Raw genomic sequence first — 13,429 nt, 5'->3', positions numbered from 1 at the left:
ACATATAATATGTGGTGAAAAGTGGGGGAATGTGGTAAATTACAAATAAGGCGGGTGACATTTATGTTCATGGGTGAATATAACAATAAACTGGATACAAAAGGCAGAATGATTGTGCCGAGTAAACTCCGTGAATCTTTGACGGATCAGTTTGTTATTACACGCGGTCTTGATAAATGTCTGTTCGGCTATACTCTTGATGAGTGGAGTCGTATTGAAGAAAAAATGAAGAGCCTGCCCTTAACAAAAAGAGATGCACGTAAATTTATGAGAATGTTTTTCTCAGGTGCAGTAACGGTGGATGTAGATAAACAGGGGAGAATCAATATTCCTCAAAATCTGTGTCAATATGCCGGGCTTGATAAAGAGTGTACAGTAATCGGTGTCTCAAGCCGTATTGAAATATGGAATACTGAGGAATGGAATACATTTTATCAGGATTCAGAAGAAAATTTTGAAGATATTGCTGAAGATTTAATTGACTTTGATTTATAGGATGTGAAGACATGTTTAAGCACGACACAGTACTGCTGAATGAGACTGTAGACGGTCTCAATGTAAAGCCGGATGGCGTGTATGTTGATGCAACGCTTGGAGGCGGCGGGCATACGGAATATTTACTTTCCAAGCTCGATACAGGTCGTGTGATTGTATTTGATCAGGATCAATATGCATTGGAACATGCAAAAGAAAAATTTAAAGAGTATGACAATATTACATTTATCCATTCGAATTTTGAACATTTAAAAAATGAATTAAATAACGTCGGCGTTACAGAAATAGACGGTATTTTATATGATCTCGGTGTCTCAAGCCCGCAGCTGGATATCACTGAAAGAGGATTCAGTCATTCCAAGGAAGCACGACTTGATATGCGTATGGATCAGACCCAGGAGCTTGATGCTTACAAAATTGTAAATGAATACCCTTATGCGGAACTTGTCAGTATATTTTACCGCTACGGGGAAGAGAAATTTTCAAAAAAGATTGCCCGTGAGATTGAACGTAAAAGAAATGACCAGCCGATAACTACAACGACTGAGTTGACAGAACTCATTAAAAGTCAAATTCCGCATAAATTCCGCCGTACCGGCGGTCATCCCGCTAAAAGGGTTTTTCAGGCGTTAAGAATTGCAGTGAATGATGAACTTGGTGTATTTGAGCGTTCTTTGGAACAGGCAATCGGCCTGTTGAAAAAAGGCGGCAGAGTTTCTGTTATTACGTTCCATTCTCTGGAGGATCGAATCTGCAAGCAGATGTTTGTAGAATATGAAAAAGGACCGGAACTTCCAAGAAATATGCCGGTGATTCCTGAAGAATACCAGCCGTTGTTAAAAAGAGTGAATAGAAAACCGATTATCGCAAGTGAAGCATCTATTGAAGAAAATAGAAGAGCGAGAAGTGCAAAACTGAGAATAGCAGAGAAACAAAAATAGGGTGTGTTATTATGGCGGTAGAGAAGTACAGAGTTCTTCCAAATACAAAAACAGCAGACAGGAATCATCCGGATACATATACCGAAGAGACCAGGAAGACACGAAAAGTTGTCGGTATAAAACGTTTTGAAATGGGTGTATATTTAATTCTGTTATTTATGATAGCATTATGTGCATTTTATGTGTTGTCATTAAAGATGGAGGCCTATCAGTTACAATCAGAAATTGTAAGTCTTGAAAGTGACATAGCGACAACAGAGAGTGAAATTCACGAACTGAATACAGAGGTGACTGATCTTCGGAGCTATGACAGAATTTATGAAAAAGCCAATGACCTGGGACTCGATTTAGATAATAGCAATGTAAAGGTTGTTGAGAATTATGACCAGAATTAAACTGAGAATTGGTAAGTATAAAAGAACAGTATCTGTTCATGCGCTCCTTATTAACGTAGGTATAGGAGTGCTTTTTCTTTTGTTAATATGGCAGTTTGCGTATTTGATGATTGGGAAAACAGTGGACGATGAAGATTTGACAGCGCACGGAAATGCTAAATTTGCAAGAAGTCAGATTAATGATGCAGATAGAGGGAATATATTAGACAGAGAAGGAAATGTTCTGGCAAGTGATATGGAGTCTTATCGTATTGCACTGATACTGGATGAAGATTACCCGGACCATGTGAACAATCCTGAAGAAACTGCAGAAATTTTAAGTGACATTATCGGCATGGATGCAGATGATATCATGGAGCGGATTGAAGACGGTCAGGAACAGGACCGTATGCAGGTTGAACTCGGCCGTGAAGGTCAGGACATTACTTACAATCAAAAACTTGAGATGGAAGAATTAAAACAGGATCAGAAGCTCGGCGGTGTGACTTTCACGACTGAAACGAAGCGCTTTTATCCGAATGGTAATTTCGCATCCCACCTTCTCGGTTTTGCAGAGAGAAATGAAGAGAGCGGTGTTATCTCGGGTCAAATGGGTATTGAACGTACTTACAACGAGCTTTTGACCGGAACAGATGGTTCTACAGACTTCATAAAAGATTTGTGGGGGAATATTGTTCCAAGTACAGATACGGAAGTATCTGCACCGGAGGATGGTGCGGATGTACAGCTTACAATTGACTCAAATATCCAGCTCTATGTTGAGGAATCCCTCGATATTATGGATGAGCATTTTGAACCTGAAGAGTTATTTGCGGTTGTGGCAGATGCAGAAACCGGAGAAATTTTAGGCACAGGACAGCGTCCTTCATTTAACCCGAGAACAAGAGAAGGCTTTGGGAACAGCTGGTTGAATATGCTGTACCAGTATTCCTTTGAACCGGGCTCAACGTTTAAAGTGTTTGGTCTTGCTGCAGCCATCGATGCAGGGGAATATGATCCGAATGCAGTTTATGAATCAGGTTCTTTTGATGTGGACGGACATACTATCTATGACTGGGAGCGTGAAGGATGGGGTAACATTACCTATAATGAAGGCATGCAGTACTCATCTAATGCTCTGATGATGCTCCTTCAGGACAGAGTCGGTGAGGACAGAATGCTTGAGTATTATCAAGATTTCGGTTTCGGTCAGTCTACTGAATCTGAATTTATTGGAGAAGTGCCGGGAGTGATCGGCTGGGATAATGAGCTTCAGAGAAAAACAACATCTTTCGGTCAGACTTCAACAGTCACCCCGATTCAGATGATTCAGGGGATGACTGCGATATTAAACGGCGGTCAGATGAAGAAGCCGTATGTGGTAGAATCTATTACTGATCCAAACACAGGAGAGGTGCTTCAGGAAGGCAAAGAAGAGACTGTCAGACAAGTGATTTCAGAAGAGGCAGCTGATGAAACGCAGGCAGAAATCAATTCCCTGATAGATGGTACGATGGAGCGTAACCCGCAGTATGTTCTTGATGACTATGATATGGCCGGTAAAACGGGGACTGCCCAGGTGATTGATCCTGACGGCGGCGGTTATATTGATGAACCGTATCAATTTTTAACCTCATTTATAGGCTATGCACCGGCGGATGACCCTGAAATTATAGTATACTATGGTGTGAAACTTGCCGGCAAAAATGCTTCGGATACGTGGGATTACGGTGTAATGCACGGTTTGAATCCATTGGTTGAAAGATCACTTAAATACCTTGAGGTAGGAGAGAGTTCCGAGGAAACAGGTCAAATGACTGATATTGGAAATCATACAGGAGAGTCATTGACTGAGAGCGGCATTACCGACCAATTTAATGTACGGGTGATTGGAGACGGTGATGAAATTGTCGACCACTATCCGAAAGACAGCTCAATGCTTCCTGACGAAACATTGGTTGTTAAAACTGACGGTGAAATAACTATGCCTGATATGACAGGATTATCTAAGCGTGAGGCGATTATTGCATCAGAGCTTGCAGGTATTCATATCACTTTAGAGGGCGAAGGATATGTAACAACACAATCAACAGAAGAAGGGGCGCCTGTAGGAGAAGATGAGGAAGTTGAACTCACACTTTCTTCAAACGACCCTGATGACTAGGAGGATAACATGAATATTTTATTTTTAATTTTAGCTTTTGCTGCCACTTTCTTTTTAGTGCCTGCAACAATTCCACTGCTGAAGCGCTTGAAGTTCGGTCAGTCTATACGTGAGGAAGGACCAAAGAGCCATCAGGTGAAAACAGGAACGCCGACAATGGGCGGGCTGACATTTTTAATTCCGATTATTATCTTAACAATTGCTGCACTGTTTTTTGTAGATGATGTATCCAAGATGGTGGTTCTTTTAATTGTGACTATCGGTTTCGGTTTAATCGGTTTTCTTGACGATTACATCATTGTTGTCAAAAAGCATAATACAGGACTGACATCCAGACAGAAATTTCTCGCACAGGTCATTGTATCGGTTATTATTTATATTATTATGCTGAACTTTATACCTGGAATTTCAAACAGTGTGCACATTCCCGGAACAGAATTTGATATTCCGCTCGGCTTTCTGTTTGTAGTGTGGATCGTATTCTGGCAGGTCGGTTTCTCTAATGCAGTGAATCTGACGGACGGTCTTGACGGCCTTGCGACAGGGCTTTCAGTGATTGCATTTTCTTCATTTCTGGCCGTGACAACCGCATTGTCGGAAAGCACTGTGTCTACATTTTTGTGCATTATTATCGGAAGTCTTATCGGCTTTCTTATACACAATAAATATCCTGCGAAATTATTTATGGGAGATACCGGAAGTCTTGCGTTGGGCGGCATCATCGCAACAGTTTCCATAATGATTAATAACAGCCTTCTGCTGTTGATTATCGGGATCGTATTTGTAGTTGAAACATTGTCTGTCATGATTCAAGTTGTATCATTTAAGCTGACAGGAAAACGAATCTTTAAAATGACACCGATTCACCATCATTTTGAACTGCTTGGATGGAGTGAGTGGAAAATTGTCACAGTGTTCTGGTTAACGGGTGCTGTTGCAGGAATTATTGGTGTTATTCTGGGAGTGATGTAAGTGGAAAAGAGAGTTTTGGAGAATAAAACAGTCATTGTACTTGGATACGGCAGAAGCGGTAAAAGCGCTGTAAATCTTCTTGCTGATCTTGGTGCCGATATTATTTTGACGACAAATGAAATTATTGCAGATGAATCAGTCAGACGTCTTTTGACCGGCTGGGGTGTCGAGATTGTTGACGGACACCACCCGACGAGTTTATTGAATGATGCAGATTTAATTGTCAAAAACCCGGGAATTCCTTACCGGATTGATTTCCTTCAGGAGGCTCTGGAAAGAGAGATTCCGATTATTACTGAGGTGGAACTTGCTTACCATATGTCCAAAGTACCGATTATCGGTATCACGGGTACCAACGGCAAAACAACGGTTACTCACTTAATCGGTGAAATGCTTGAGCGTTCAGGTAAAAAACCGATTTTATGCGGCAACATTGGTTTCCCGGCATCAGAGGCAGTACTGGAAGCAGCTGATGACAGTATTCTGGTGATGGAACTGTCATCTTTTCAGCTGATGGGTGTCCGTGAATTCAGACCTGACGTTGCGGTATTTACAAATATATATGAGGCGCACCTGGATTATCATTCATCAAAAGAAGAGTATGTAGAAGCGAAATTGAACCTGTTAAAACATATGACGGAAAAAGACAGTATCGTTTTTAACGGCATTCAAAAAGCACTTCTTGAAAAAGTAAATGTGCCGAGTCCTGTGAAGTATTTCTCCTCAACGGATACAGCTGATGCATATATTAAAAACCATGAGTTGATGATTAACGGAAAAGCATTAATTCATACGGATGATATTCTTTTGAAGGGTGCTCATAATCATGAGAATATTATGGCGGCAATTCTCGCAGTCAGTCACTTCAATGTGTCTGAAGAAAGTATTTTAAGCACACTGAAAAACTTCGGCGGTATTCCTCACAGAATGGAATACCTGGGTGAGTTTAACGGTACGGATTATTATAACGACTCTAAAGCCACGAACAGTCTGGCTACTTCATTTGCGTTAAGAAGTTTTACAAAACCTGTGATTTGGATTGCAGGGGGACTGGACCGTGGTCAGTCGCTGGATGATTTAACGCCGTATCTTGAGTTTGTGAAAATTATTATCACATTTGGTGAGACAAAGGATAAATTTAAACAGCTTGGTGAACAGGCCGGAATTAAAGTGATTGAAACAGATGATCCAAACACTGCTGCCGGGTTGGCAGGTCAGCACTCTGAAGCCGGTGATGTTGTATTATTTTCACCTGCATGTGCCAGTTGGGATCAATATAAAGACTTTGAAGCCAGAGGAAATCACTTTAAAGAAGGTTTTTTCACACTGGGTCATTAAGGAAAGGAGCCTAAAAGATGCCGAAAGAACCGGATATCAATGATATGAGAGAAAAACTGCGGCGCCAGAAAAAAGAAAAAAATCAGTCGCTTGAATCACGTCTTTTAGGCTCTGAAAAAAGTGAGGCAGACGAAAAAGATAATCAGACAGAACTGCCTGAAGAGAACAGCGGGGAAGGTTCCGGGAAAACATCGGAACAGGAATCACCGGAGGCACTTTCAGATGATTCAGTAATCATTGAAAACCATTATGACTATGATAAAAACACTGAAGCAGAGTCAAACAAAACGCCGGTGAAAGAAAAACAACCGTTCAAAATGCCTAAAATAAAAATTACGCCTGCAAAAATTATTACGGCATCAGCAGTAGTGTTTATTATTATACTCGGTGTGTTAATCTGGTACACGGCTTCAAGTGCGAGTAATGTGAAACAGATTACTTTCTCCGGCAACCATGTGATTACTGATGAAGAACTTTCAGGACGGCTTCAGTTTGAAGAAGGTGACAAAATGTTCAGCATTAATACAACAAGGGCGGAAGAGAATATTGCGCTGCTCCCTGTTATTGTTGATGTCACTGTGGAGCGGGAATGGTGGAATTCGGTCCATGTATCTGTAAATGAGTATAATATTATTGCTTATATTGAAAACGAAGGTACGTTTAATCCGGTGATGAATAATGCACGTGTGCTGAGAGGGTATCCTGTATCCCCTTCAAATGGTCCGATTCTGTATCAATTTGAGGGAGAGGAATTTGAAAATGTCATTGACGAGATGGAGAATATCAATACGGACATTTTAGCAAGAATATCTGAAATTCACTACAGTCCTTCAGAGAACTCAAATACCCGGATTCATATATTTATGAATGACGGTCAGGAAGTTGTCGCTGACTACCGCGATTTTGGTGAGAAAATGAATCATTACATCGGTATGAAGGAAGAAATAGGTGAGGACAATACCGGTATTATCGATATTGAAATCGGAAGCAGCTTCCTGCCCTATGGTTCCAGTGAGGCAGAAGATGTGAAACGGGGAATTTATGAAGAACCTGTTCAGGCAGAGTATATTGACAGTATTAATTCATCACTTGTGGGTGTGAAAGATACATTGAATCAAATGGGACAGGATAGTGAAAGTTCATCGGAGAATGAAAATGAGGGTGAAAATTCAAATTCATCAGAATAAATTTACAGGATTGCTTGTAAACAGTTCACAATTGTAAAGCTATAATGTAAACTATAAATTAGTAAAATCGCAAATTGCTTGCTAGGAGGCAGTCGAGTTGAAGGAACATTATTATGTAGCCCTTGATATCGGTTCATCTAGTGTAAAAGCTATTGTTGGTGAGAAGTTCCATGAAGGTGTCAACATTATTGGAACGGGACAAACTTTTACAGATGGTATATCAAAAGGGATGATCAGAGATTATGATCTGGCAAGAAGTGCAATTAATGATACGATAAAAAAAGCGAGTATTTCATCAGGTGTTGAAATTGATGAAGTATTCTTAAAAATGCCGGTAACAGATACAGCCCTCCGCTTCAGTGAGGAGTCACTTCGTTTCGGCGGTGAATCAACAGAAATTAACGGAGAACACATCGAAGAATTACTTGAAAATATAAGAAATCGTGAAATGGCTGATGAGAGAGAAGTTGTAACTGTTTATCCGAGACATTTTGTCGTGGATGAGCTTCATGAAGTTGTGGACCCGAAAGAAATGATTGCGACTCAGTCATTATCAGTTGAAGCGGGAACACTTCTCACAAACCGTACAGTTTTAATTAATACTGTAAAATGTGTGGAAGATACCGGCCTTACAGTTCTCGATGTTTATTCTGATGCAGTGAATTATTCACATGTACTGAGTGAATCAGAGATAGAACTTGGCAGTGTTGTGATTGACATAGGGGCTGAACTGACGCAGTTCGCATACTATGAAAGAGGTTCTCTGAAATATGCTTCAAGTATTCCTGTCGGCGGGAAGAATGTTACAAATGACCTGGCACAGGCATTTAATACGTCGCATGAAGCGGCTGAAAAAGCTAAAACACAGTACGGGCATGCTTTTTATGAACATGCCAATGACACTGATATTATCCGTCTGCCGCAAAATGACAGTGGCGAGGATATTGAAGTGACGCCTAAAGACCTTGCAGATATCATTGAACTGCGTATTGAAGAAATTTTTAACAGTGTGTTTGAACGCCTGTATCAAAGTGGTATTGCCAAAGTAAGCGGTGGTTTTGTCATCACCGGCGGTACTGCAAATATCCTCGGAATTAAAGAACTGCTGCAAGATATTGTGACTGAAAAAGTCCGTGTTCACATCCCTAATCAAATGGGTGCGAGAAAACCGGAATTCTCAAGTGCAATTTCTACTGTTGCAAGTGGAATTATGTTTGATGAACTCCTCGAGTATGTTACAATTGATAATTATGGAGCAGCACCTGAACAATATGCTTCAGAATCTTCAGATAATAAAGATTCCAATTTCTTCTCCGGATTATTTACTCAAAGAAAAGAAAAAAATGAGAGTGAACTGCAGAGGGAGGAAACTTTTGTTGAAGAAGAGCCTGTAAAAGAGGAGCCTTCTGAAACAGAGGAAGTCGTGCAGGATGTGGATTATCAGGAATATACTTATGATGATGACGCAAAAGTAACGGATGAAAACCGTGAATCTGCAAGACAGAAAGAACCGCAGGATTTTGGTACTAAGATGAAAAAAATATTTAAAAATTTATTTGAATGATCAGCGTAAGATGATAATTTGGGAGGATATACAAAATGTTGGAATTTGAACAAGGTTTTAACCATATGGCAACACTTAAAGTCGTGGGTGTCGGCGGCGGCGGTAACAATGCTGTGAACCGCATGATTGATGACGGAATGCAGAATGTTGAATTTATCGCAATCAATACAGACGGACAAGCGCTTAACTTGTCTAAGGCGGAGTCTAAAATCCAGATTGGTGAAAAATTAACACGCGGACTTGGTGCAGGTGCCAATCCTGAGATTGGTAAAAAAGCAGCAGAGGAATCACGTGAACAGATTGAAGATGCGATTCAGGGTGCAGACATGGTATTCGTTACAGCCGGTATGGGCGGCGGAACTGGTACCGGCGCAGCACCGGTAGTTGCTAAAATCGCTAAAGAGATGGGTGCATTGACTGTTGGTGTTGTTACTCGTCCTTTCTCATTTGAAGGAAGAAAACGTCAGACACAGGCAGCAGCAGGTGTAGATGCAATGAAAGCAGCTGTTGATACACTGATTGTCATTCCAAATGACCGCCTTCTTGATATCGTTGATAAATCAACTCCAATGATGGAAGCATTCAAAGAAGCAGATAACGTACTCCGTCAGGGTGTTCAGGGTATATCAGACTTAATCGCAGTGAGCGGTGAAGTGAACCTTGACTTTGCAGACGTTAAGACAATTATGCAGAATCAGGGATCTGCTTTAATGGGTATCGGCGTATCCTCAGGAGAAAACCGTGCAGTTGAAGCGGCTAAAAAAGCAATCTCAAGTCCATTACTTGAAACATCAATCGTTGGTGCACAGGGTGTCCTGATGAATATTACCGGCGGTGAGTCACTGTCTTTATTCGAAGCACAGGAAGCCGCTGATGTTGTACAGGATGCAGCTGATGAAGATGTAAACATGATTTTCGGTACAGTGATTAATCCTGAACTTGAGGATGAAATCGTTGTTACTGTAATCGCAACAGGCTTTAATGAAAAAGGTGTGAACCGCACACCGGAACGTGAAGAGAAAACAGAGCCTGCAACATTTACAAATAATGCGCCTGATGAAGATCGTCGTTCAACTCGATCATTTGAAAGAGAAGATGCAAATTCCGGTTCTCAAGATGAAGATCATGAAGTACCAACATTTTTGAGAAACAGAAACAGACGCAGACGATAATTATATCTTGAAAAAATAGTCAGGAAGGCATGCCTTTCTGGCTTATTTTATGGGGTGAACTGATGGAATTTAAAACACATAAATATTTTGTGGGGGACATACTCACGGATCTCGTTTTCGGTTATACGAAACGTACGAATGGTGTGAGCAGTTACCCTGAAAACAGTTTTAATATGGCACTTTATATTGATGATGACAGTAAGAATGTTCACAGACATCAGGAACTTCTTTCAGAAGAAATCAATATTCCGTCTTCGAATTGGGTGCTTCCGATTCAAAAGCACGGCAGTAAAGTATGTCAGGTCACTTCAAAAGAGTGCGGCACCAATGTAAAAGAGTTAACAGATCAGTGGTATGGTGTTGATGGGCTGTATACATATGATGATGTACTGTTGACGATGAATTTTGCTGATTGTGTTCCGGTATATATTTTCAGCCGTGAGAACACATTCACAGGGCTTGCACATGCGGGATGGAGAGGTACCAGTGAAAATATTACCAGGAACCTGATCCAGGCGTATGATGAGAACCCGGAGGATTTAACTGTAATCATCGGCGTAAGTATTAACGGTTCCTCTTTTAATGTAGATGATAAAGTCATTCATTCAATCGATGAAAAATATTTGAATCATGCAGTGGAAGCGGACGGTGAAGAATACCAGCTGGATTTAAAGACTGTGAATAAAAACCAGGCACTTGAATGTGGTATTCGAGAGGATAATATATACGTAACTGAACTTGGTACAGAAGATACAAGTACTTTTTTCTCATACCGGACAGAGTCTGGAAAAACCGGCAGAGCACTCGCATTTATCGGGAGGACAGTTCATGATTAAAGAAAACTACGAGCAGATAAAAAAAGAGGTCGGCAGTGATGTCACTGTAATTGCTGTGACAAAGTACCATACTGTGGAAGAAACACTGCAGGCTTACGATGCCGGAATCAGACATTTCGGGGAAAACAGGGTGGAAGGTTTTCTTGAAAAATTGTCCGCACTGCCGGAAGATGCAGAAATTCATTATATCGGTACACTTCAGTCCAGAAAAGTGAAAGATGTTGCACCTTATTTAACTTACCTGCATTCACTGGAAAGAGAGAGTGTGGCTAAAAAAATTGATAAGTACGCAGAACATGATGTAAAATGTTTTGTGCAGGTGAATATTTCTCATGAAGAGACGAAGCATGGTGTTGAACCGGAAGCGTTAGAGGCATTTGTGGAAAAAATCTCTGAATATGATAAAATTAATATCATTGGTTTAATGACTATGGCACCTTACACTGAGGATGAAGAAGTACTTGATCAAACATTCAGGAAGCTTAAAGAATTGCGGGATCAGTTAAATATTAATTATCCATCCATTACGGAGCTCAGTATGGGAATGAGTAATGACTATCTTCATGCTGTAAAAGAAGGTGCAACTTATGTTCGTATTGGAAGTAAAATCATGGGAAGCAGGTGAGTGATATGGCGATTAAGAAATTTATCAAAGATATGTTTTCTGTTGAAGTAGAAGAAGAAGTGTCTCCGGACAAAAATAATGCTGCGGCAAAAAACAGTAATGTGACTCAACTGGAAGAAACCAGAAGACACAGAGAGGATAAAGTCATCCGTCCGACACAGTCTAAAGCGAAAAATGAGAATGTTACGGATAAAAAAGATGAAGCACCCAAAGAACCTTTCTTTAAAAAAGATAAAGAGAAGCCCTCTCAAAATAAAAAGGCACAGCCGAAAAAGGAGACAACTTTGATGGATAGCCATGAAACAAATGCAAAAGTACATTTATTTGAACCGAGAGTATTTTCAGAAACACAGGATATCGCAGATGAGCTTAAAAATGAACGTGCGACTTTAGTGAATTTATCTAAAATTGACAGTGGTCCTAAAAAACGCATCGTTGACTTTTTAAGCGGTACTGTATATGCCCTTGACGGTGATATTCAGAAGGTCGGCAGTGATATATTTTTATGCACACCGAACAGTGTCAGAGTCGAAGGCGAAATTACAGGAGATAAAGAGTTAAATGATGATATGTAAGGAGAATTATTTTGGATAAAGGTCTGCTGCTGCAAATTATTGTTACTGTTTCGGATATTGTAAGTATTTTATTAACTTTATTCAGCTGGGGTTTAATCATCTACATTTTGAGTTCGTGGATTCCGGGTTTACGTGAGTCATCTTTTGGACAGACTCTCGGAAAAGTATATGAACCGGTGCTGGAACCAATCAGAAACTTAATTCCGCCTCTTGGAGGAATGCTTGATTTATCACCGATTATTTTATTTTTAGTTCTGCGTTTGTTTGTTGCAGGGCTGGATTCAATATTCAATGCATTAATACGTATGATTGTATAAGTTAAAAGTAATCCCGTCCTTACTTGAAGGACGGGATTACTTTGTTGCATGAAAATATCAAACCGATGGAGGATTTCATGGTTAAAGAAATTTATCAACATTTCAGAGAAGAAGAGAAGGACAGTATTGTAAAGATTAACAGTAAATTTGAAATTGCATCCCGTGACTATTATCCTGTTCTGCTGGATTTTCTTGACCCGAGAGAGCAGAAAATAGTAGACAGTGTGTCAGGGTATTACCCGGATATTACAGTTTGTTTTTACGGCGGAAAGGGCGACAGAGAACGTCTCCGGGCAATACTTGTACCTGAGATGCTTGAAGTCAGTGAAAGTGATTTTGAAATTACTGTGCTTGAGATTATATACCCTGAAAAATTCATCACATTATCACACCGGAATGTATTGGGGGCAATAATGAATGTCGGTCTCGACCGTTATGTCATCGGGGATATCGTTATTGGAGATAAAATACAGCTCGCAGTTGCATCACCCTATGTCCAGATGTTCACAGAACAGCTGACACATATTAAGAATGCACCGGTAAAACTTAAAGAAATTGAACATGACGCATTTATTTCCCCGGTGGATGACGGTGAAACGATTACCGTGTTGTCATCAAGTTTCAGACTGGACACGGTGATCAGTGATGTTTTAAATGAGGGGCGTGCAAAGTCAAAAGAACGGGTATCAAAAGGGAAGGTAAAGGTGAACCACACGATTACCAATTCCCCGGCGTTCATTATCGAAGTGGACGATGTGGTTTCTGTCCGTCATTTCGGTCGCTTTAAAATTAATTCTATCATTGCAGAAACCAGAAAAGGAAAGTACAGGCTGCAGGTGAAAGTATACCGGAGTAAATAAAATACGGTA

General features: G+C 40.4%; 13 protein-coding genes and 1 pseudogene. All 14 read left to right on the top strand.

Annotation, left to right across the window (positions count from 1 at the left end; all coding sequences use genetic code 11):
- The first annotated feature begins 63 nt into the window (after window positions 1-63).
- On the top strand, window positions 64-495 hold the full coding sequence (mraZ, locus tag ACFSX4_RS05040) for a division/cell wall cluster transcriptional repressor MraZ (protein WP_377772178.1): 432 nt from the start codon (window positions 64-66) through the stop codon (window positions 493-495).
- An 11-nt stretch (window positions 496-506) separates the two neighbouring features.
- A complete protein-coding gene (gene rsmH / locus ACFSX4_RS05035; protein ID WP_377772176.1) occupies window positions 507-1,436 on the top strand; it encodes a 16S rRNA (cytosine(1402)-N(4))-methyltransferase RsmH in 930 nt (309 codons plus the stop codon).
- An 11-nt stretch (window positions 1,437-1,447) separates the two neighbouring features.
- The gene (gene ftsL / locus ACFSX4_RS05030) at window positions 1,448-1,831 is read left to right on the top strand and encodes a cell division protein FtsL (RefSeq protein WP_377772174.1); all 384 of its coding nucleotides are present in this window, start codon (window positions 1,448-1,450) and stop codon (window positions 1,829-1,831) included.
- Complete coding sequence (locus ACFSX4_RS05025; protein WP_377772172.1) at window positions 1,818-3,974, top strand: penicillin-binding transpeptidase domain-containing protein; 2,157 nt, start codon at window positions 1,818-1,820, stop codon at window positions 3,972-3,974. Before ftsL ends, ACFSX4_RS05025 begins: the two co-directional genes overlap by 14 nt.
- A 9-nt stretch (window positions 3,975-3,983) precedes the next feature.
- On the top strand, window positions 3,984-4,946 hold the full coding sequence (gene mraY, locus ACFSX4_RS05020) for a phospho-N-acetylmuramoyl-pentapeptide-transferase (protein ID WP_377772170.1): 963 nt from the start codon (window positions 3,984-3,986) through the stop codon (window positions 4,944-4,946).
- On the top strand, window positions 4,947-6,284 hold the full coding sequence (gene murD / locus ACFSX4_RS05015; RefSeq protein WP_377772168.1) for a UDP-N-acetylmuramoyl-L-alanine--D-glutamate ligase: 1,338 nt from the start codon (window positions 4,947-4,949) through the stop codon (window positions 6,282-6,284).
- A 17-nt stretch (window positions 6,285-6,301) separates the two neighbouring features.
- Complete coding sequence (locus ACFSX4_RS05010; protein WP_377772166.1) at window positions 6,302-7,471, top strand: cell division protein FtsQ/DivIB; 1,170 nt, start codon at window positions 6,302-6,304, stop codon at window positions 7,469-7,471.
- 97 nt (window positions 7,472-7,568) lie between these two features.
- Complete coding sequence (gene ftsA, locus ACFSX4_RS05005) at window positions 7,569-9,035, top strand: cell division protein FtsA (RefSeq protein ID WP_377772164.1); 1,467 nt, start codon at window positions 7,569-7,571, stop codon at window positions 9,033-9,035.
- A gap of 35 nt (window positions 9,036-9,070) precedes the next feature.
- Window positions 9,071-10,025 (top strand): annotated as a pseudogene (gene ftsZ, locus ACFSX4_RS05000) (cell division protein FtsZ); the annotation flags it as partial.
- Window positions 10,026-10,269: 244 nt separating this feature from the next.
- On the top strand, window positions 10,270-11,043 hold the full coding sequence (gene pgeF / locus ACFSX4_RS04995; protein ID WP_377772162.1) for a peptidoglycan editing factor PgeF: 774 nt from the start codon (window positions 10,270-10,272) through the stop codon (window positions 11,041-11,043).
- Window positions 11,036-11,668: a YggS family pyridoxal phosphate-dependent enzyme gene (locus ACFSX4_RS04990; protein ID WP_377772160.1), complete on the top strand. Its 633-nt coding sequence runs from the start codon at window positions 11,036-11,038 to the stop codon at window positions 11,666-11,668. Before pgeF ends, ACFSX4_RS04990 begins: the two co-directional genes overlap by 8 nt.
- A gap of 5 nt (window positions 11,669-11,673) precedes the next feature.
- On the top strand, window positions 11,674-12,243 hold the full coding sequence (locus tag ACFSX4_RS04985; protein WP_377772158.1) for a cell division protein SepF: 570 nt from the start codon (window positions 11,674-11,676) through the stop codon (window positions 12,241-12,243).
- 11 nt (window positions 12,244-12,254) lie between these two features.
- Window positions 12,255-12,560, top strand: coding sequence for a YggT family protein (locus tag ACFSX4_RS04980; protein ID WP_377772156.1), 306 nt, complete (start codon window positions 12,255-12,257; stop codon window positions 12,558-12,560).
- 77 nt (window positions 12,561-12,637) lie between these two features.
- Window positions 12,638-13,420, top strand: a complete 783-nt coding sequence (locus ACFSX4_RS04975) for a YlmH family RNA-binding protein (RefSeq protein ID WP_377772154.1) — start codon at window positions 12,638-12,640, stop codon at window positions 13,418-13,420.
- Window positions 13,421-13,429: the final 9 nt, after the last annotated feature.

This window comes from Corticicoccus populi (assembly GCF_042686195.1).
GTDB lineage: Bacteria > Bacillota > Bacilli > Staphylococcales > Salinicoccaceae > Corticicoccus > Corticicoccus populi.
Note: the sequence above shows the minus strand (reverse complement) of the source record. Positions and strands in the feature narration are given on the sequence as shown.

What these genes read in the sequence shown, in the direction of transcription:
- mraZ (WP_377772178.1), top strand. Translation starts at nt 64, where the DNA reads ATGTTCATGGGTGAATATAACAATAAACTGGATACAAAAGGCAGAATG.
- rsmH (WP_377772176.1), top strand. Translation starts at nt 507, where the DNA reads ATGTTTAAGCACGACACAGTACTGCTGAATGAGACTGTAGACGGTCTC.
- ftsL (WP_377772174.1), top strand. Translation starts at nt 1,448, where the DNA reads ATGGCGGTAGAGAAGTACAGAGTTCTTCCAAATACAAAAACAGCAGAC.
- ACFSX4_RS05025 (WP_377772172.1), top strand. Translation starts at nt 1,818, where the DNA reads ATGACCAGAATTAAACTGAGAATTGGTAAGTATAAAAGAACAGTATCT.
- mraY (WP_377772170.1), top strand. Translation starts at nt 3,984, where the DNA reads ATGAATATTTTATTTTTAATTTTAGCTTTTGCTGCCACTTTCTTTTTA.
- ACFSX4_RS05010 (WP_377772166.1), top strand. Translation starts at nt 6,302, where the DNA reads ATGCCGAAAGAACCGGATATCAATGATATGAGAGAAAAACTGCGGCGC.
- pgeF (WP_377772162.1), top strand. Translation starts at nt 10,270, where the DNA reads ATGGAATTTAAAACACATAAATATTTTGTGGGGGACATACTCACGGAT.
- ACFSX4_RS04990 (WP_377772160.1), top strand. Translation starts at nt 11,036, where the DNA reads ATGATTAAAGAAAACTACGAGCAGATAAAAAAAGAGGTCGGCAGTGAT.
- ACFSX4_RS04985 (WP_377772158.1), top strand. Translation starts at nt 11,674, where the DNA reads ATGGCGATTAAGAAATTTATCAAAGATATGTTTTCTGTTGAAGTAGAA.
- ACFSX4_RS04975 (WP_377772154.1), top strand. Translation starts at nt 12,638, where the DNA reads ATGGTTAAAGAAATTTATCAACATTTCAGAGAAGAAGAGAAGGACAGT.